At 65.5% G+C, this 17,556-nt stretch carries 15 protein-coding genes and 1 tRNA gene; 5 read left to right on the top strand and 11 right to left on the bottom strand.

All coding sequences use genetic code 11. The features are described 5' to 3' along the window. The first annotated feature begins 191 nt into the window (after positions 1–191). Positions 192–857, top strand: a complete 666-nt coding sequence (locus B0920_RS17300) for a hypothetical protein (RefSeq protein WP_078033899.1) — start codon at positions 192–194, stop codon at positions 855–857. 216 nt (positions 858–1,073) lie between these two features. Here the strand turns inward: B0920_RS17300 and B0920_RS17295 are convergent. The 7 genes from B0920_RS17295 to ybiB form a co-directional block, all read right to left on the bottom strand. Then, positions 1,074–1,152, bottom strand: a tRNA-Ile gene (locus B0920_RS17295). Between the two features lie 99 nt (positions 1,153–1,251). Further along, the gene (rpoD, locus tag B0920_RS17290; RefSeq protein WP_078033898.1) at positions 1,252–3,507 is read right to left on the bottom strand and encodes an RNA polymerase sigma factor RpoD; all 2,256 of its coding nucleotides are present in this window, start codon (positions 3,505–3,507) and stop codon (positions 1,252–1,254) included. 220 nt (positions 3,508–3,727) lie between these two features. Then, positions 3,728–5,524 carry a DNA primase gene (dnaG, locus tag B0920_RS17285; protein WP_078033897.1) on the bottom strand — a complete coding sequence of 599 codons (1,797 nt, stop codon included), beginning with the start codon at positions 5,522–5,524 and terminating at the stop codon, positions 3,728–3,730. A 112-nt stretch (positions 5,525–5,636) separates the two neighbouring features. Further along, positions 5,637–6,086 carry a GatB/YqeY domain-containing protein gene (locus tag B0920_RS17280; RefSeq protein ID WP_078033896.1) on the bottom strand — a complete coding sequence of 150 codons (450 nt, stop codon included), beginning with the start codon at positions 6,084–6,086 and terminating at the stop codon, positions 5,637–5,639. Between the two features lie 172 nt (positions 6,087–6,258). Continuing rightward, positions 6,259–6,471 (bottom strand): 30S ribosomal protein S21, encoded by a 213-nt coding sequence (rpsU, locus tag B0920_RS17275; protein WP_005665410.1) that lies wholly within the window; start codon positions 6,469–6,471, stop codon positions 6,259–6,261. 101 nt (positions 6,472–6,572) lie between these two features. Beyond that, positions 6,573–7,790 (bottom strand): NAD(P)/FAD-dependent oxidoreductase, encoded by a 1,218-nt coding sequence (locus tag B0920_RS17270; protein ID WP_078033895.1) that lies wholly within the window; start codon positions 7,788–7,790, stop codon positions 6,573–6,575. A 75-nt stretch (positions 7,791–7,865) separates the two neighbouring features. Continuing rightward, positions 7,866–8,843 (bottom strand): DNA-binding protein YbiB, encoded by a 978-nt coding sequence (gene ybiB, locus B0920_RS17265; protein ID WP_078033894.1) that lies wholly within the window; start codon positions 8,841–8,843, stop codon positions 7,866–7,868. A gap of 138 nt (positions 8,844–8,981) precedes the next feature. Between ybiB and B0920_RS17260 the strand changes: the two genes are divergently transcribed. From B0920_RS17260 to B0920_RS17250, 3 genes are all read left to right on the top strand, one after another. Next, complete coding sequence (locus tag B0920_RS17260; RefSeq protein ID WP_078033893.1) at positions 8,982–10,049, top strand: 3-deoxy-7-phosphoheptulonate synthase; 1,068 nt, start codon at positions 8,982–8,984, stop codon at positions 10,047–10,049. Positions 10,050–10,120: 71 nt separating this feature from the next. Then, positions 10,121–11,161, top strand: coding sequence for a tRNA (adenosine(37)-N6)-threonylcarbamoyltransferase complex transferase subunit TsaD (gene tsaD / locus B0920_RS17255; protein WP_078033892.1), 1,041 nt, complete (start codon positions 10,121–10,123; stop codon positions 11,159–11,161). A gap of 121 nt (positions 11,162–11,282) precedes the next feature. Beyond that, on the top strand, positions 11,283–12,128 hold the full coding sequence (locus tag B0920_RS17250) for an endonuclease/exonuclease/phosphatase family protein (protein WP_078033891.1): 846 nt from the start codon (positions 11,283–11,285) through the stop codon (positions 12,126–12,128). Between the two features lie 174 nt (positions 12,129–12,302). Here B0920_RS17250 and B0920_RS17245 read toward each other — a convergent pair whose 3' ends face one another. The 3 genes from B0920_RS17245 to B0920_RS17235 all read right to left on the bottom strand — a co-directional run bounded on the left by B0920_RS17245 (position 12,303) and on the right by B0920_RS17235 (position 14,285). Continuing rightward, positions 12,303–12,950 (bottom strand): DsbA family oxidoreductase, encoded by a 648-nt coding sequence (locus B0920_RS17245; protein ID WP_078033890.1) that lies wholly within the window; start codon positions 12,948–12,950, stop codon positions 12,303–12,305. A gap of 148 nt (positions 12,951–13,098) precedes the next feature. Continuing rightward, complete coding sequence (gene plsY, locus B0920_RS17240) at positions 13,099–13,722, bottom strand: glycerol-3-phosphate 1-O-acyltransferase PlsY (protein ID WP_078033889.1); 624 nt, start codon at positions 13,720–13,722, stop codon at positions 13,099–13,101. A 71-nt stretch (positions 13,723–13,793) separates the two neighbouring features. After that, on the bottom strand, positions 13,794–14,285 hold the full coding sequence (locus B0920_RS17235; protein ID WP_078033888.1) for an aminoacyl-tRNA deacylase: 492 nt from the start codon (positions 14,283–14,285) through the stop codon (positions 13,794–13,796). 38 nt (positions 14,286–14,323) lie between these two features. Between B0920_RS17235 and B0920_RS17230 the strand changes: the two genes are divergently transcribed. Further along, entirely contained in the window at positions 14,324–15,298 is a 975-nt protein-coding gene (locus B0920_RS17230; protein WP_078033887.1) for an endonuclease/exonuclease/phosphatase family protein, read from the top strand. Here the strand turns inward: B0920_RS17230 and B0920_RS17225 are convergent. Beyond that, positions 15,279–17,429, bottom strand: a complete 2,151-nt coding sequence (locus B0920_RS17225) for a bifunctional diguanylate cyclase/phosphodiesterase (protein WP_229455695.1) — start codon at positions 17,427–17,429, stop codon at positions 15,279–15,281. The genes B0920_RS17230 and B0920_RS17225 overlap by 20 nt on opposite strands. Positions 17,430–17,556 lie beyond the last annotated feature (127 nt).

Raw genomic sequence — 17,556 nt, 5'->3', positions numbered from 1 at the left:
TCTGGAAAAGCTTGACCTCGGACAACTGGGAGAAGTTTGCAGCGTACGAACTGCACGGTTACAGAAACTTGATAGCAATCAATTTCATGATTGCATGCCGCTCGCACACTGCAGCTTGTCCCGCCAAGCCATCGGTACGGGGCCGAGCTTGCAGGCAGCCGCCGATAGCCACGCCTTACCAGGAGACTCGAATGGCCTCCCCTGACGCCAAGTCCCGCAGTTTTTCCGTGAACAGTCTTTTTCCTACCTTCGTCTTGGCGATATTCGGGTGGGGCATGGTCCATGTCTGGGGATTGCGCGCCGGAGCTGGAGTGACATTCCATGCCTTCTTCGCGATACCATGCTGCGTCCTGGCCGGGCTCGTGATATACCGCTACAAGCACCACTGGCCCGTCCCTTCGAGCCGGCAGGGAGAAACGCTGGCCGGGAAATCCAGGACGCGCCTACGCGATGTGACATCCATCCTCGTTCCCGTGGGGATCGGGCTGGCACTAGCCCTCGTGGTCAGCATGGATTCGCTGTTTGGTTTGGCGCTGCTTTCCATTGGACTGAACTGCGTGCCTTGGACCAAGCTGCCGATCTGTCGCGATCATTTTTTCGGAGCAGTCTTCTTGGTCGAGGCTTCCGCTGTACTAGGGATGGCTTCGCCAAGCGGCCCCGCGCTATCGCTGTTTCACCTTGCAGCTGCGTCACTTGTCCTGGTCGTCGCAACTGCCGCCATGATGGCGATCGTTCTCATCAACGGCGATAGGCTCGACAGGATGCCTTTGGAAGCTTACCCGGTGGATGCGATCGACCTGTCCGCCCCGCGCCCGGCCGTGCAGGAGGCGAGCGACAAACGACTACCCGTGCAATAGCAGTGCATCCCCCCTATGTGACTTGCAAGAAATGGATGTTTAAATCGGCAGAGATGCTAAGGCGATACGCCCATTTGGCGCCGGCACAGATGGCAAGGAACGCGGCGGTGATCGATGCCCTGCTCCACGACACGATTGCGTCACAGCGTCGTCTGCAAGGCTAACGAAATAGGGGCTACGGGACATCGTAACCCCTTGATTCGGCAGTATGAATATTGGTAGGCCTCCCCGGAGTCGAACCGGGCACCAACGGATTATGAGTCCGCTGCTCTAACCAGGCATGAGCTAGAGGCCCGGAAATCTTGACGTGGGAGTAAAAACTCGCCACCTGCCCATCGTTGCCGATGAGCGAAGTGGCGAGAGCATATTGCTTTTAGAGCAGGTCCGTCAAGCCTTAGCTGCTGCCTTCGAGGAAGCTCTTGAGCTTGTCCGACCGCGACGGGTGACGAAGCTTGCGCAGCGCCTTCGCCTCGATCTGGCGAATCCGCTCGCGGGTCACGTCGAACTGCTTGCCCACCTCTTCCAGCGTGTGATCGGTCGACATCTCGATACCGAAGCGCATGCGCAGCACCTTGGCTTCACGCGGGGTCAGCGAATCCAGCACGTCCTTCACCACACCGCGCATCGAGGCATGCAGGGCCGCATCCGAGGGCGCCAGCGTGTTGTTGTCCTCGATGAAGTCGCCCAGATGCGAATCGTCGTCGTCACCGATCGGCGTTTCCATCGAGATCGGCTCCTTCGCGATCTTCATGATCTTCCGGATTTTGTCTTCCGGCATCTCCATCTTGATCGCGAGGGTTGCCGGATCCGGCTCGGCGCCCGTCTCCTGCAGGATCTGGCGCGAGATCCGGTTCATCTTGTTGATCGTTTCGATCATGTGCACCGGAATACGGATCGTGCGCGCCTGGTCCGCGATCGAGCGGGTGATGGCCTGACGGATCCACCACGTCGCATAGGTCGAGAACTTGTAGCCGCGGCGGTATTCGAACTTGTCCACCGCCTTCATTAGGCCGATATTGCCTTCCTGGATCAGGTCGAGGAACTGCAGGCCGCGGTTGGTGTACTTCTTCGCGATCGAGATCACCAGACGCAGGTTGGCCTCAGTCATCTCGCGCTTGGCCTTGCGCGCCTTCATTTCGCCAGCCGCCATCTGGCGGTTGATGTTACGCAGGTCCGGCAGCGGCAGCACGACGCGCGCCTGCAGGTCGATCAGGCGCTGCTGCAGTTCCTTGATCGTCGGGATGTTGCGGCCCAGGATGGCGCTGTAGGCGTGGCCGGCGTTCACTTCGCCGTCGACCCAGTCGAGATTGGTCTCGTTGCCCGGGAAGACCTTGATGAAGTGGGCGCGCGGCATGCCGCAGCGGTTCACGGCCACGTCCAGGATCTGCTTCTCGATGTGGCGCACTTCGTCGACCTGGCCGCGCAGCGTGTCGCACAGCTTCTCGACCACCTTGGCGGTGAAGCGGATGCCCAGCAGTTCGTTGGAGATCGCTTCCTGCGCCTTGACGTAGGCCTTGGAGTTGTAGCCGTCCTTCTCGAAGGCCTTGCGCATCTTGTCGAATTGCTGGGCGATGACGTCGAACTTCTCGAGGGCGGAGGCCTTGAGGGCTTCGAGCTGCTCGGCCGAATAGCCGGCCGCGCCGGGGGTGGCCGAGGACTCTTCTTCCTCTTCTTCCTCTTCCTCTTCTTCGTCCTCGTCGTCTTCCTCGTCGTCGCTGGAGCTCGGGCCGACCGCGCTCGGCGTGGTTTCCTCGGAGCTGTCAGGGTCGACCATGCCGTCGACGATCTCGTCGATCTTGATCTCGTCGCGCTCGATCTTGGCGGCGGCGTCGATGATCTCGGCAATCGTGACCGGGCAGGCGGAAATCGCCTGGATCATGTCGCGCAGGCCGTCCTCGATGCGCTTGGCGATCTCGATCTCGCCTTCGCGGGTCAGCAGCTCGACCGAGCCCATCTCGCGCATGTACATGCGCACGGGGTCGGTGGTGCGGCCGAAGTCGGAGTCGACCGTCGACAGCGCGGCCTCGGCCGCAGCCTCGGCTTCGTCATCGCTGGTGACGGTGGCAACATTGTCGGACAGCAGCAGCGTCTCGGCATCGGGCGCGTGTTCGTACACAGCGATGCCCATGTCGTTGAAGGTGCCGATGATGCCTTCGATCGCTTCCGGATCGACGATGTTGTCCGGCAGGTGGTCGTTGATCTCGGAGTAAGTGAGGAAGCCGCGCTCCTTGCCCGACTTGATCAGGGCCTTGAGCTTGCTGCGGCGCAGCTCGAGCTCTTCCTCGCTCGCTTCGGTGTCGGACGAGAAGGCGTCCTTGAGCAGCGCCTTTTCCTTGGCCTTGCGGTCCTTGGCCTTGGCCTTGTCCGCAGCCTTCAGCTCGGCGCGCTCGACCGCGTTCAGCGCGGCGACTTCGTCGTTCTCGGGCGTGAATTCTTTTGGCTTGCGCCCACGGCGTCCAGGCACCTTGACGGATGGCAGGACGTAGCCCGACGTATCGATCGCGGCCAGGGCGGCGGCGTCCGTGGTCTGGCTGACAGGTGCCGGGCTCGCCGTACGAACCTCAGCCTTGTCTTGCGCTTTGTCCACCTTGGCGGCAGACGCTTTCGTGGTTTTCGCAGCCACTTTGGTTTCGGGTTTCTTGGTTGGCACAGGCGCTTTCAACGACTAACTTTACGATGGTTAAAAATAAAGTTTTGTTACCTTACATCACCCTGCAGGCACAAATCTGTTGCCCCGCTAACTGAAACACCACGCCGCGATTGAAGCGAAAAATCGTTTCAACAGTTGCAATAGTTAGCGTTTTATTATAGCACGCACCCCTGCTTTTTCCAGTTGCGGACGCCACCCCTTCCATGCGGACTACGCCGTGTCAACGGGGCGCCATGTCGGCTGCTGCCTCACGGGCCAGGAGGTCCTGCTGAGCAGTAATCTCGCGATAGCGAGCACTAACCTGATCTGGGGTCAAACCCGATGAAAACAACTGGTTAAGCTCCCGTTTTAACGCGTCCATCTTGATTTGCCGCACGGCACTGATCAAGAAAATGCGATCCGCATCAACCTCCGACTCCGGCTCCGAGGCGATTTCGGCGATGAGCTGGTCGTAGGCCGCGGTCGCCTCCTTCAGCAGCTCGGCCAGCACCGCGAAACTGCCACCCTCGCCCAGGGACTGGGCCGTCGCCACCAGGTAGCGCATGCCCTCGGCCGCCTCGGGGCCGAAGTGGTCGAGCGACGCCAGCGCCGTGTCGTCGAGCAAGAGCGACAGGTGCGGGTGGGCGACCAGGATGCGCAACATCTGGCGCTCCAGCCCCACCGGTTCCGGCCGCCCCTGGCGCGGCGGCGCACGGCGCGCGACCGACACCGGCTTAGACAACTCGAACAGGCTTTCGATCTCCGCCGGCGTCGATTGCGTCATGTTCGCCAGGCTGCGCACGATCTGCAGGCGCAGGCCTGAAGGCGCCATCGCCTGCAGCATGGGCTTGGCGTCGAACTGGGCGCGGGCCCGGCCTTCCGGCGTGTCGAGGTCGTGCTCCTGGGTCACTTCGCGCAGCAGGAATTGCGACAACGGCATGGCGTCCGCGATTTCCTGCTCGAAGGCCTCAGCGCCGCGCTCGCGCACGAAGCTGTCCGGATCGTGCTCCTGGGGCAGGAACAGGAACTTGATGGTCTTGTTGTCGCTCACCTGGGGCAGGCAGGCCTCCAGCGCGCGGCGGGCGGCGCGGCGGCCGGCCTTGTCGCCGTCGAAGCTGAAGATCACGTTGTCGGTCTGGCGCAGCAGCTTTTGCACGTGGGTGCTGGTGCAGGCGGTGCCGAGGGTCGCGACGGCCTGGGGGAAGCCCAGCTGGGCCAGCGCGACCACGTCCATGTAGCCTTCGGTGACGAGCACGTAGCCGGCGTCGCGGATCGCCTGGCGCGCCTCGAACAGGCCGTAGAGTTCCAGGCCTTTCTGGAACAGCGGGGTTTCCGGCGAGTTCAGGTATTTCGGCTCGCCGCCGTCGAGCACCCGGCCGCCGAAGCCGATCACCTGGCCCTTGGTATTGCGGATCGGGAACATCACGCGCTCGCGGAAACGGTCGTAGCGCTTGTGCTTGTTACCCTCCTCGTCCACCTTGTCGATCACCAGGCCGGACTCGACCAGGGCCTGGGCTTCATAGTCCGGAAAGACCGAGCGCAGGTTGTCCCAGCCGCCGGGCGCGTAGCCCATGCCGAAGCGGGCCGCCACTTCGCCGGTCAGGCCGCGGTTCTTGAGGTAGGCGATGGCGTGCGGCGCTTCGCGCAGCTGGGCCCGGTAGTAATTGCAGGCCTGGGTCAGGGCGTCGGTCATGGCCAGCGACTGGGCCTGCTGGGCGGCGCGCTGGGCCGGCGGGATCTTGTCGTCGGCGTCGGGCACGATCATGCCCGCGTTCTGGGCCAGGTCCTTGACGGCGTCGACGAAGCCCATGCCCGAATACTCGATCAGGAAGCCGATCGCGGTGCCGTGGGCGCCGCAGCCGAAGCAGTGATAGAACTGCTTGGTCGGGCTGACGGTAAAGCTGGGGGATTTCTCGTTGTGGAATGGGCACAGGCCCATGTAGTTGGCCCCGCCCTTCTTGAGCTGGACGTAGCGGCCGACCACGTCGACGATGTCGACGCGGTTGAGCAAATCGGTGATGAAGGTTTGCGGAATCACTTGGCGTTACACAGTGTTTGTCTAGGCTCAGACTATACCGCAGCGCTCGCTGCAAGTTGACATGCAACAAGACGCGGACCCGCAAGGGGTCCGCTCGTGGCGATCGAGCAGATCAGCCGCCGCTCAGGGCTTTCTTGACCAGGCTTGACACCACGGTCATATCGGCGCGGCCGGCCAGCTTGGGCTTGAGCACACCCATGACCTTGCCCATATCTTGGGGACCGGCGGCGCCGGTGGCGGCCACAGCGGCGGCGACTTCGGCCGCCACTTCCTCGTCCGACAGGCCGGCCGGCATGTAGGCCGCCAGGATCGCCAGCTCGCCCTTCTCGATCTCGGCCAGGTCGGCGCGGCCACCGGCTTCGAACTGGGAGATGGAATCCTTGCGCTGCTTGACCATCTTCTCGATCACGGCCACGACCTGGTCGTCGTTCAGCTCGGTCTGCTCGTCGACTTCCTTGCGCTTGATCTCGGCGATGATCAGGCGGATGGTGGCCAGGCGGGCGCTTTCCTTGGCGCGCATGGCGTTTTTCATGTCGTCGGTCAGTTGTGCTTTCAAGCTCATGGGATCTCCAGAATGGCCGTGGGGCCAGAGTCAAGCCGAGTTACCGGCAGGAATTAAAATCAGGGGCAGAAACGACAAAACCCGCCGCGGCAACAACCGGAGCGGGCTTGCGGACGTCAGCGACTCGCCGGGACAGGCAGTGCCGTCACCGGGTCCAGGCCGCAAGACTGTCTTAGTACAGTTTCTTCGGCAGCTGCTGGCTGCGGATGCGCTTGTAGTGGCGCTTGACGGCGGCGGCCAGCTTGCGCTTGCGCTCTGCAGTCGGCTTTTCGTAGAACTCGCGCGCACGCAGTTCAGTCAGAAGACCGGTTTTTTCGATAGTGCGCTTGAAGCGACGCATAGCGACTTCGAACGGCTCGTTTTCTTTAAGGCGGATAGTGGTCATGTAAAAATCAAACCGTTGGATTTTGAGAAGAACGAAATTCTAGCACCCTTTTCAAGGCTTTGGAAGAGTTTACATTCCTGTGCCTGAATTGCCACATCCGCTCAGCCGGCCCCCAGCGCCAGCCCGGCCGCCACGCCCGAGGCCCAGGCCCACTGGAAGTTGTAGCCGCCCAGCCAGCCGGTCACGTCCATGCTCTCGCCGATGAAATAGAGACCCGGGACCTTGTTGGCCATCATGGTTTGCTGGGACAGTTCGCGCGTGTCCACGCCGCCCAGGGTGACCTCGGCCTTCTTGTAGCCCTCGGAGCCGGTCGGGACGATGGCCCAGCGGTTGATGGCGTCGCCCAGCTTGCGCAATTTCGCGTCCGCCATGTCGGCCAGGCGGGCGCTCGGCTCGAAACCATTGCCCAACAAGAGGCCGTCGGCCAGGCGGGCCGGCAGCCATTGGGCCAGCACGTTGCCGAGCTGCTTCTTTTCCGTCTTCTTGGCGCCGATCAGGGTCTCGGCCACGTCCATCTCGGGCAGCAGGTCGAGCACGATGGGCGTGCCCGGCTGCCAGTAGCTGGAGATCTGCAGGATCGCCGGGCCGGACAGGCCGCGGTGGGTGAACAGCAGGTCCTCGCGGAACTGTCCGCGCAAGGCGCCCTTCCCTTTGCCGCTGCCGGTGCTGACGTCCACCTCGAGGGCGATGCCGGCCAGCGGCGCGAAAGGCTCCCAGCTGGGACCGTCGAAGGTCAGGGGCACCAGGCCGGGTCGGGTCTCGACCACCTTCAGGCCGAACTGGGTGGCGATGCGGTAGCCGAGGTCGGTCGCGCCGATCTTGGGGATCGACAGGCCGCCGGTGGCGACGACCACGTTGGCGACCTCCAGTTCGCCGCCGTCGGTGGCGATCACGAAACCGGTCTCCAGCTTGCGCAGGCCGGCGATTTTGCAGGGCATGCGCCAGTGCACGCCGCCGGCATCGCATTCGGCCTGCAGCATGGCGATGATGCGTTCGGACGAGTCGTCGCAGAACAGCTGTCCCTTGTGCTTCTCGTGGTAAGGGATGCGGTGCTTCTTCACCAGCGCCAGGAAGTCCTGGGGGGTGTGGCGCGACAGCGCGCTGCGGCAGAAGTGCGGGTTCTGCGACAGGAAATTGGCCGGGCCGGCGTTCACGTTGGTGAAGTTACAACGGCCGCCGCCCGAGATGCGGATCTTTTCGGCCAGCTTGCTGGCGTGGTCGAGCAGGACCACGCGCTTGCCCTGCTGGGCGGCGACGGACGCGCACATCATCCCGGCCGCGCCCGCGCCGATCACCGCCACATCGTATTGTTTTGCCATTGCCGCTACTCTTCGCTCACCCAAACCTGCCATTGTAGCCCGGCAAAGGGCTTGCGGTCACGGCCCGCGCCGGGTTCAGACCAGGTGCGGGTTGCGGGCGCGGATGGCGCGCGACACCTCGGCGCAATGGGCCACCTGGGCGCTGATGGAGGGCGGCACTGAGGCCTCGCCGCGCAGGGCGGCCGCGATCCAGGCCGCAGTGGTGGCCGCGTCGCGCCCGTCCGGCACCTCGGCCAAGTCGTCGGTCGGCGCGTCGCGCTCGACCAGCAAGGTGCGCTCCCCCTCGTGGAACCAGTCGATCTGCTGGGCGCGGTGCGGATGGGCGACGGTCTCGCCCTCGGTGCCGCGCATCAGGAAGGCGTCGCCGCGCTCGGCCGGGGCGGCGCCGAGGAAGTAGGCGCCCAGGGTCTCCAGGTACTCGGGGTGGGTGTAGGAGACCAGGCGCAGCGCCGGGCCGTCGAAGGGCTGCAGCATCTTGACCAGGGTATGGGTCGAGTTGCGCAGGCCGAGGATGCGGCGTAGCGAAAGCAGGTGGGCCAGCTTGGGCGCCAGGCGCTCGATCGGGAGGAAGGCCGGACGCCCCTTGTCGAAGGCCTCCAGCATGTCGGCGGTGGAGCCGGCTTCGGCCATGCCGAGCTCGGCCAGGATCTCGGCCGTCGCCACCCGGCCCGGATCGGTGCGCACGCCGTGCACCAGCACCGGCACGCCTTCGCGCGCCAGCAGCAGCGCCAGCAGGGGCGTCAGATTGGCCAGCTTGCGCGCGCCGTTGTAAGTCGGGATGAGCACGGGCGCATAGGGCCCGGGCGGCGCCGGCAGCGGCGCGAAGGAGGCTTCGGCGGCGTCCATGAAGCCGGCCAGCTCCTCCACCGATTCTCCCTTGATGCGCATGGCCAGCAGGATGCCGCCCAGCTCCAGGTCCGAGACCCGGCCGTCCAGCATGGCGCTGTAGAGCCGGCGCGCGTCCTCGCGCGACAGGCTGCGCGCGCCCTTCACGCCGCGGCCGATCTCCTTGATGAAGGGGGCCGCGACAAAGCGTTCGATGTCCGTATTCATGGCAAAAGGATACACGGGAACGCGACGCCCATGCTTCGCGCCACATACGGCTGATGAAAAATCGGGCAGGGGGACTGTGCAAGTGCAGCAATTTGGGTCTACACTGGTCAACCCGCTAAAGAACAATAGACCAGCACCATGATCATCACGCCCGATATCGAAAATACCAATGTCAGCTCGTTCGCGCGCATGCCCACGCCGGTCGAGCTGCACGCCAAGCTGCCGCTGACCGACCGCGCGTTCACCACCGTGATGCAGGGCCGCGAGACCCTGCGCAACATCCTGGACCGCAAGGACCCGCGCCTGTTCGTCGTGGTCGGCCCCTGCTCGATCCACGATCCGGAAGCCGGCCTGGATTATGCGCGCCGCCTCAAGGCGCTGCAGGCCGAGGTGGCCGACACCATGGTGCTGGTGATGCGGGTGTATTTCGAGAAGCCGCGCACCACCACCGGCTGGAAGGGCTATATCAACGACCCCTTCATGGACGATTCCTTCCGCGTCGACGTCGGCATGGAAAAGGCGCGCCAGTTCCTGCTCGACGTCTGCGAACTCGGCCTGCCGACCGCGACCGAGGCGCTGGACCCGATCTCGCCCCAATACCTGGGCGACCTGATCGCCTGGACCGCGATCGGCGCGCGCACTACCGAATCCCAGACCCACCGCGAGATGTCTTCGGGCCTGTCGACGCCGGTCGGCTTCAAGAACGGCACCGACGGCGACGTCAGCATCGCGATCAACGCGGTGCTGTCCTCGGCCAATCCGCACGCCTTCCTGGGCATCAACGGCCAGGGCACGGTGTCGATCGTGCGCACCAGCGGCAACGCCTACGGCCACGTGGTGCTGCGCGGCGGCGGCGGCCGCCCGAACTACGATTCGGTGTCGGTGGCGATCGCCGAGCAGGCGCTCAAGAAAGCCGGCCTGCCGGCCAACCTGGTGGTCGATTGCTCGCACGCCAACAGCTACAAGAAGCCGGAGCTGCAGCCGCTGGTGATGTCGGACGTGATCCAGCAGATCCGCCATGGCAACCAGTCGCTGGTGGGCGTGATGATCGAGTCGAACATCGTGTCGGGCAACCAGCCGATTCCGGAAGACCTGTCGCAGCTCAAGTACGGCTGCTCGGTGACCGACGGCTGCATCGGCTGGGAAGAAACCGAAGCGATGTTGCGCAGCGCGCACAAGGAGCTGCTGCAGCGCCCGGCCGCATAGGAGGCTGCGCGGCCGGGTTCGCGCCTTTACGGTAAAATCGACGGTTCTGCGTTTTTCTTCCGGCATTTTCCATGATCGTACTCGGCGTCGAATCTTCTTGCGATGAAACCGGCCTGGCTCTGTATGACACCGAGCGCGGGCTGCTGTCCCATGCCCTGCATTCCCAGGTCGCCATGCACGAGGAGTATGGCGGCGTGGTGCCGGAACTGGCCTCGCGCGACCACATCCGGCGCGCCCTGCCGCTGCTGGAAGACGTGATCAAGCGCGCCGGCGTGCCGATGTCCGCCATCGACGCCGTCGCCTACACCCAGGGCCCGGGCCTGGCCGGCGCCCTGCTGGTCGGTTCCTCGGTCGCCTGCTCGCTGGCGCTGGCGCTGGACAAGCCGGTGCTGGGCGTGCACCACCTGGAAGGCCATCTGCTCTCGCCCCTGCTGGCCACCGAGCGTCCGGAATTCCCCTTCATCGCCCTGCTGGTCTCGGGCGGCCACACCCAGCTGATGCGGGTCGACGGGGTCGGCCGCTACACCCTGCTGGGCGAAACCCTGGACGACGCGGCCGGCGAAGCCTTCGACAAGTCGGCCAAGCTGCTGGGCCTGGGCTATCCGGGCGGCCCGGCGATCTCGCGCCTGGCCGAATTCGGCGATCCCGAAGCCTACACCCTGCCCCGTCCGATGCTGCACTCGAAGGACTTCAACTTCAGCTTCTCGGGCCTGAAGACCGCGGTGCTCACCGTGGTCAAGAATCACGAGGAGAAGGTGGTCGCCAACATCTGCGAGCAGGACAAGGCCAACATCGCGCGCGGCTTCGTCGACGCGATCGTGGACGTGCTCACCGCCAAGTGCGTGAACGCGCTGCGCCACACCGGCTTGAAACGCCTGGTGATCGCGGGCGGCGTGGGCGCCAATCGCCAGCTGCGCGCCTCGCTGAACGAAGCGGCGGCCAAGCGCAAGTTCAAGGTCTATTATCCGGAGCTGGAATTCTGCACCGACAACGGCGCCATGATCGCTTTCGCCGGCGCCATGCGGCTCGAACGCAACCCGGCGCTGGCACAGCGCGACTACGCGTTCAACGTCCGGCCGCGCTGGCCCCTGGACGAGCTGGAAGCCGCGTAGAATCAGGCCTCGTGCACGGTCAACCCGATTGAACTTGCAAGCTTGACATCGATCCTACGGTGTGACCGTCGACCGCCAAACGGTGGCAATATCCGACGGTCAAGATTTACGGAGGTGAACGATGCGCGTTGTGAGTTGGAACATTCATTGGGGTTGTGGCAGGGACGGGAGGATACGCATTCATGCGATCATCGATGTCCTGCGCCGCCTCAACCCGGATGTCGTCTGTCTGCAGGAGGTGGCGGCAAACCACCCGGAACTGGAAGGGAGCGCATCCGCGAACCAGTTCAAGCAGCTCGGCGGCGCCTTCGGCGGTTTCCACCTGATGGAGCACGCGCCCAGTGAAATCTACAAGAACAACGTCCCCCGCCTGTTCGGCAACCTGATCCTCTCGAAGTACCGCATCTCGCAGGTCCACCGCCACCTGCTGCCCTGGCCGGCCGATCCGGAAGGCGCGGCCGGCATGCCGCGCGGGCTGCTGGAAACCGTGATCGACGCCCCCACCGGCAAGCTGCGCCTGCTCACCACCCACCTGGAGTATTACTCGGCGCGCCAGCGCATGGCCCAGGTGCAGCGCATCCGCGACCTGCATGCCGAGGCCTGCGCGCGGGCGCGCCTGTTCCAGCCCGATCCGAACCTGGATGCGCCTTTCCAGCTGGGCTTCCGGCCGGGCTCGGCGGTCCTGTGCGGGGATTTCAATTTCGCCCCGGGGGCGGAGGACTACCAGGCGCTGGTGGCGCCGGGCGAGCAAGGCGTGCTGGGGCTGGTGGATGCCTGGAACGTCGTGCACGGCAACGCGACCCGCGCGCCGACCGCCGGGCTGCACGGCTATCCCTGGCCGGCGCGGCCGGATTGCTATGACTATTTCTTTGTGACGGACGATCTCACGGATCGGGTGCGCGCGGTGGACGTGCAGTCGGAGACGGCGGCGTCGGATCACCAGCCGATCGTGCTCGAACTGGTGTGATGCTGTTGGTTGAAAGGTTTGCCGAGAAACCTAGATTCCGGTGAGGCCGCCGAGGCTTGTGCCGGAACGACGAGCTGAGCGTCGCAAGAGAAATAGATTAAAGGATCCGCAGCTTCAGCACGTCGTTCCCGCGAAGGCGGGAACCCAAGTTTGCTCGCACACCCTAACGCACGCTCACCCCTGCGCCGCAATCTCCCGCAAGGCCCGCTCGAACACCTCCGGCGGCTGCCCACCCGAAATGAGGTGCTTCTGGTTGATGATAATCGCCGGCACCGACCTGATCCCCGCGCGCATGAAGAACTGCTCGCGCTCCCTCACCTCATCCGCGAACTCGTCCGAATTGAGGATCCGCGCCGCCGTCTCCCGATCCAGCCCCACATGCTCGGCGGTACGCAGCAGCACGTCGTGGTTGCTGGGATCCTCGCACTGGGTGAAGTACACGCCGAACAGCGCTTCCTTCAGCTCGCGCTGTTTGCCTTCCTGTTCGGCCCAGGCCAGCAGGCGGTGGGCGTCGAAGGTGTTGTAGATGCGGCCGCGCCTTTCCATGTCGAAGCTGAAGCCGACGTCCGCGCCGCGCTGGCGGATCGCTTCGCGGCTCTGGGCCTGCTGCTCGGCCGTGGCGCCATATTTCTCCGTGATGTGCTCGACGATGTCCTGCCCCTCCGGGCCCATGTCCGGGTTCAGCTCGAAGGGCTGGAAATGCAGCTCGGCGCTGACGACGTCGCCCGCCCGGCCGAGCGCCGTTTCCAGCGACTTGTAGCCGATCGCGCACCATGGGCACACGACATCCGAGACGAAATCGATCCTGAGTTGCTTGGTCACTGCGCACCACCTTTCTTCATCGCTGCGGCATCGAATCGCCGCCAATCCGCGTATGGTAACGCCGGATGGAAAAAGACGTGCGCAGCCCCCTGAGTGAGCGATGAGGCCTCGCGCCGGCGCGCTCACCGGCAGGACTTGCCTGAGCGGCTTACTTGGCCTTCTTGGCCCCGGCCGCCTTGCTGCCGATCTTGGTTTCCTTCCCCGCCAGCAGGTTGGCGATGTTGGAACCGTGGCGCCACAGCAGCAGCGCGCTCATCGCGAACACGGCGAACAGGATCTCGTCCGCGCCGAACAGGAAGCCGTAGTACAGCGGCGCGAACACCGCCGCCACCAGCGCCGCCAGCGAGGAATAGCGGAAGGCGTAGGCGATGATCAGCCAGGTCGCCAGGGTCGCCAGGCCGAGCCAGACGTTAATGCCGAGCAGGACGCCGAGCGCGGTCGCCACGCCCTTGCCGCCGACGAACTTGAAGAACACCGGCCACAGGTGCCCGACGAACACGGCGATCGCCACCAGCGCGATCCCGCCATCGTCCAGGCCGTACTGCGGCCCGAAGCGCACCGCCAGCCACACCGCCAGCCAGCCCTTGGCGCAGTCGCCGACCAGGGTGGCGATGGCCGCCTTCTTGCTGCCGCTGCGCAGGACGTTGGTGGCGCCCGGGTTCTTGGAGCCATAGGTGCGCGGGTCGGCCAGGCCGAAGACGTGGCTCATGACCACGGCAAAGGAAATCGAACCGATCAGATAGGCGGCAATCGTGGCAATCAGGGTGTTCATCTCTTCTCTCTTGTTGTGGGCGCCGGAAAAACCGGCCCGTGAATATACACCATCGGCAGGCGCGGGCGAACCTATTCGGCCAGCGCGCACTGCACCGGACGGGCCTTGAGCACGTCCACCAGCACGCCGGGGGCGATGCCGACCAGGTAGCCGCGGCGGCCGCCGTTGATGTAGATCTTGTCGAGCGCCAGGATGCTCTCTTCGACGAAGACCGGCATGGCCTTGCGCAGGCCGAAGGGCGAGGTGCCGCCCACCTGGTAACCCGAATGGCGCTGCGCCACCTCCGGCTTGCAGGGCTCGACCGACTTGCAGGGAATCGCGCGCGCCAGGTTCTTGGTCGAGACCTTGCAATCGCCATGCATGAGCACGATCAGCGGCCGGGCCGCCTCGTCCTGCATGACCAGGGTCTTCACGACATCGTGCTCGGGGACGCCGAGTGCCCGCGAGGAGACCGCCGTGCCGCCATGTTCTTCGTATTCGTAGGGATGTTCCGAGAAAACGACCCCATTCTTGCGCAGGAATTGCGTCGCAGGGGTTTCTGACACGTGCTCTTTCTTGGCCATGCGTGGTACGCTAAAGACGAACATAAGGGGTTTCTATTATGCAGGAAGAACTTCGCTTTGCCACCTTCAACGCGTTCAACCTGGGGCCGCCGGGCGCTCGCCTGTATGACAACCTGGCGCCGACCACGCCGGAAGAATACGAGGCCAAGATCGCCTGGACCGCGCACCAGCTCGACCTGCTCAATGCCGACGTGATCGGCTTCCAGGAGATCTTTTCCCAGGCCGCGCTGCAGGAGGTGCTGGCGCGCACCCGCCGCTACCGCGAAGCCATCCATCTCGGCTTCGACCCTGACCCCAACGCCCCGCGCCTGACCCCGAGCGTGGCCCTGGTGTCGCGCCTGCCGCTGGCCGAGCCCGGCCAGGCGCTGCCGATGTTCCCCGTCAACGTGGCCATGCCGCCGGGCAGCCGCGACCCCGACCGCTTCACCCGCGCGCCCCTGCACGCCGGCATCATCCTGGCGCCCGGCGTCGTGGTGGACGTCATCGTGGTGCACCTCAAATCGCGCCGCCCCGACTACCGCGCCAGCGACAGCGGCGAAGACCCGCACCTGTACGCCCTGGCCTGCCTGCGCTCGCTGGTGCGGCGCGGCACCGAGGCCACCGCCCTGCGCGTGCTGCTCACCGACATGGCGCACCAAAACCGTCGCCCGCGCATCGTCATGGGCGACTTCAACGACGTCGCCGATTCGGTCACCACCGAGATCGTGCTGGGCGAAGGCACCCCGCCCTCGGAGCGCCTGTATGACGCCTTCCGCGTCCAGCGCTACCAGGACAACTCGCGCCACGTGGGCTTCTCGATCCTGCACGAGAGCCGCCATTCCACCATCGACCATATCCTGGTCTCGCCCGAGTTCAACGCCGCCCTGCCAGAGGCGATCGGCGAAGTGCTGGACGTGGTCTACCTGAACGACCACCTCAACCTGGGCCTGCCGGAAGCCTCGGACCACGGCCAGGTGCTGGCGCGCCTGCGCCTGTTCCCGCGCCCCGGCCTGCTCAGGGAAGCCGGGGGCTGAAGTCGGGCCGGCTTTGTGCCGGACCGGCGAAGTAGCCCTGGTATTCGTCGCAGCCATGCGCGCGCAGGTAGGCCAGCTGCGTCGCCGTCTCCACGCCTTCCGCCACCACCCGCAGCCGCAGCTCGCGCGCCAGCGCGATCAGGGCTGCGACCATGGCGCCCTCCGCCCTGCCCGCGTCGCCAGCGTGACCGATCTCGCTTACCTCGCTGCGGTCGAGCTTGAGCCGGGTGAGCGGCAGGCGGCGCAGCAGGGACAGGCTGGACCGGCCGGTGCCGAAGCCGTCGATGCTGATGCCCAGGCCACGCTCCAGCAGCCCGGCGGCGATCCGCTCCATGTCGACGTGGGCGGCGGAGAAGGCGTCTTCGCGGATCTCGAGTTCGAGCGCCCCGGGCTCGAGCCCGCTGTCGCGCAGGGCGGCATCGATGCTCGCATGCAGACCGGGATGCGCGAGCTGGGCCTCGGAAAAATTGACCGCGAGCGTAGCCGGCTGCCCGGCGTCGCGCCAGGCGCGCGCCTGGCGGCAGGCTTCGCGCAAGACCTGTTCGCCGATCGGGACGATCAGGCCGGATTCCTCGGCCGCCGCCAGGAAGGCCTCCGGCAGCAGCAGGCCGCGCTCCGGGTGGCGCCAGCGCAGCAGGGCTTCCACGCCCGCCACGCGCCCGCTCGCCACCTCGATCCGGGGCTGCCAGGCCAGCACGAATTCGCCCTGGTCCAGGGCATGGCGCAGGCGTTTCTCGAGATCGCTGCGTTCGACCACGTGGGCGTTCATTGCGGGGCTAAAGAACCTGAAGGCGTTGCGCCCGTCCTGCTTGGCGTGGTACATCGCGACGTCGGCATGGTGCAGCAGGGTTTCCACGTCCTTGCCGTCGAGCGGGCATAGGGCGATGCCGATCGACACCGACAGCGAGATCTGGCGCGATGCGAGCTCGACCGGGCGCGCCAGCGCCTGGGTGACGGCAGCCGCCACGTGGGCAGCCTGGTCGGCGCCCTTGACGTCGGCCAGCAGCACCACGAACTCGTCGCCGCCCAGGCGGCTGATGGTGTCGACCCGGCGCACGCAGGCACGCAGGCGCGCCGCCACCTCGCGCAGCACCGCGTCGCCGGCCTGGTGGCCGTGGGTGTCGTTGATGGACTTGAAGCGGTCGAGGTCGAGGAACATTACCGCGAACAATGCCTGGTGACGGCGCCAGGCCTCGAGCGCCTGGTGCAGGCGGTCGAGGAACAGGATGCGGTTCGGCAAGCCGGTGAGCGGATCGTGCTCCGCCAGGTGGCGCACCTGCTCCTCGGCGCGCTTGCGTTCGCTGATGTCGGACAGCATGGCCATGTAGCTGCTGACGTCGCCGTGCGGGTCGCGGATGGTGGTCAGGGCCACCCATGCCGGGAAGCGCTCGCCGCTGCGGCGCACACCTGCCATTTCGCCTTCCCAGTGGTCCTTGTCCTCGAGCTCGGCCCAGATGCGCTCGTAAAACCCCTCCTCGGCGCCCCAGCGCAGGCCGGCCAGGGTCTGGCCGAGGATGTCGTTCGGGAGGTGGCCGGTGATGCTGGTGAACGCCTGGTTGACGGCCTGCACCCGGTATTCGGCGTCCATCATGACGATGGCGTCGCGCGCGTTCTGGAACACCTGGGCGGCGCGCTGGAGGTTGGCCTCGGCCTGCTTGCGCGCCGTGATGTCGATCTCCATGCAGAAAACCTGCTGGGTGCGGCCGTCGCGCGCGACCGGGTAGTGGCAGGAATGCATCCAGAGGCGGCGGCCGAAACAGGTCTCGACCTCCCAGTCGCACGAGGGGCGCGCCACGCCCTCGCGCCAGATGGCGGCGATCATGGCGTCGAATTCGGCCTGACCCTCGAGGTGGGACACCAGCTCGCGGAAGGGCTTGCCGATGGCCTGGGCAGCCTGGATGTGGTAGAGCTCCTCGCAGGCATGGTTCCAGAAGCGCACGATGCCGCTTTTGTCGACCGAATGCACCGCCACCGCCGGCGCCAGCTCGAGGGCGGTGACGAAATGGTGCAGCCACTCGAGCGCCGCGTGGCCGGGGCCGGGGAAAGCCGGCGCGCCCTCGCCTTCGCCACCCTGTTCCTGGGCGGATTGCTGCAGGGTGCGCATGCCTTGGTCCGGGGTCTGGTCATTCACTGCAACAGCCTTTCACGCGGGGAAACAAGCCTGAGCGGATGGAGAACTCCGTCATTGTCGTTCGCCGTCGCCTGGGGCCTTTGCGGGCACGCAAACCCGCAGGTATCGCAGTTCATCCCGGTTTTTT

Source organism: Massilia sp. KIM, from assembly GCF_002007115.1.
Classification (GTDB): Bacteria; Pseudomonadota; Gammaproteobacteria; order Burkholderiales; family Burkholderiaceae_D; genus Telluria.
Note: the sequence above shows the minus strand (reverse complement) of the source record. Positions and strands in the feature narration are given on the sequence as shown.

Bases quoted from the DNA above. Each gene is read 5' to 3' on its own strand.
- B0920_RS17300 (WP_078033899.1), top strand. From the start codon at position 192: ATGGCCTCCCCTGACGCCAAGTCCCGCAGTTTTTCCGTGAACAGTCTT.
- B0920_RS17280 (WP_078033896.1), bottom strand. From the start codon at position 6,086: ATGAGCTTGAAAGCACAACTGACCGACGACATGAAAAACGCCATGCGC.
- rpsU (WP_005665410.1), bottom strand. From the start codon at position 6,471: ATGACCACTATCCGCCTTAAAGAAAACGAGCCGTTCGAAGTCGCTATG.
- B0920_RS17270 (WP_078033895.1), bottom strand. From the start codon at position 7,790: ATGGCAAAACAATACGATGTGGCGGTGATCGGCGCGGGCGCGGCCGGG.
- ybiB (WP_078033894.1), bottom strand. From the start codon at position 8,843: ATGAATACGGACATCGAACGCTTTGTCGCGGCCCCCTTCATCAAGGAG.
- B0920_RS17260 (WP_078033893.1), top strand. From the start codon at position 8,982: ATGATCATCACGCCCGATATCGAAAATACCAATGTCAGCTCGTTCGCG.
- tsaD (WP_078033892.1), top strand. From the start codon at position 10,121: ATGATCGTACTCGGCGTCGAATCTTCTTGCGATGAAACCGGCCTGGCT.
- B0920_RS17250 (WP_078033891.1), top strand. From the start codon at position 11,283: ATGCGCGTTGTGAGTTGGAACATTCATTGGGGTTGTGGCAGGGACGGG.
- plsY (WP_078033889.1), bottom strand. From the start codon at position 13,722: ATGAACACCCTGATTGCCACGATTGCCGCCTATCTGATCGGTTCGATT.
- B0920_RS17235 (WP_078033888.1), bottom strand. From the start codon at position 14,285: ATGGCCAAGAAAGAGCACGTGTCAGAAACCCCTGCGACGCAATTCCTG.
- B0920_RS17230 (WP_078033887.1), top strand. From the start codon at position 14,324: ATGCAGGAAGAACTTCGCTTTGCCACCTTCAACGCGTTCAACCTGGGG.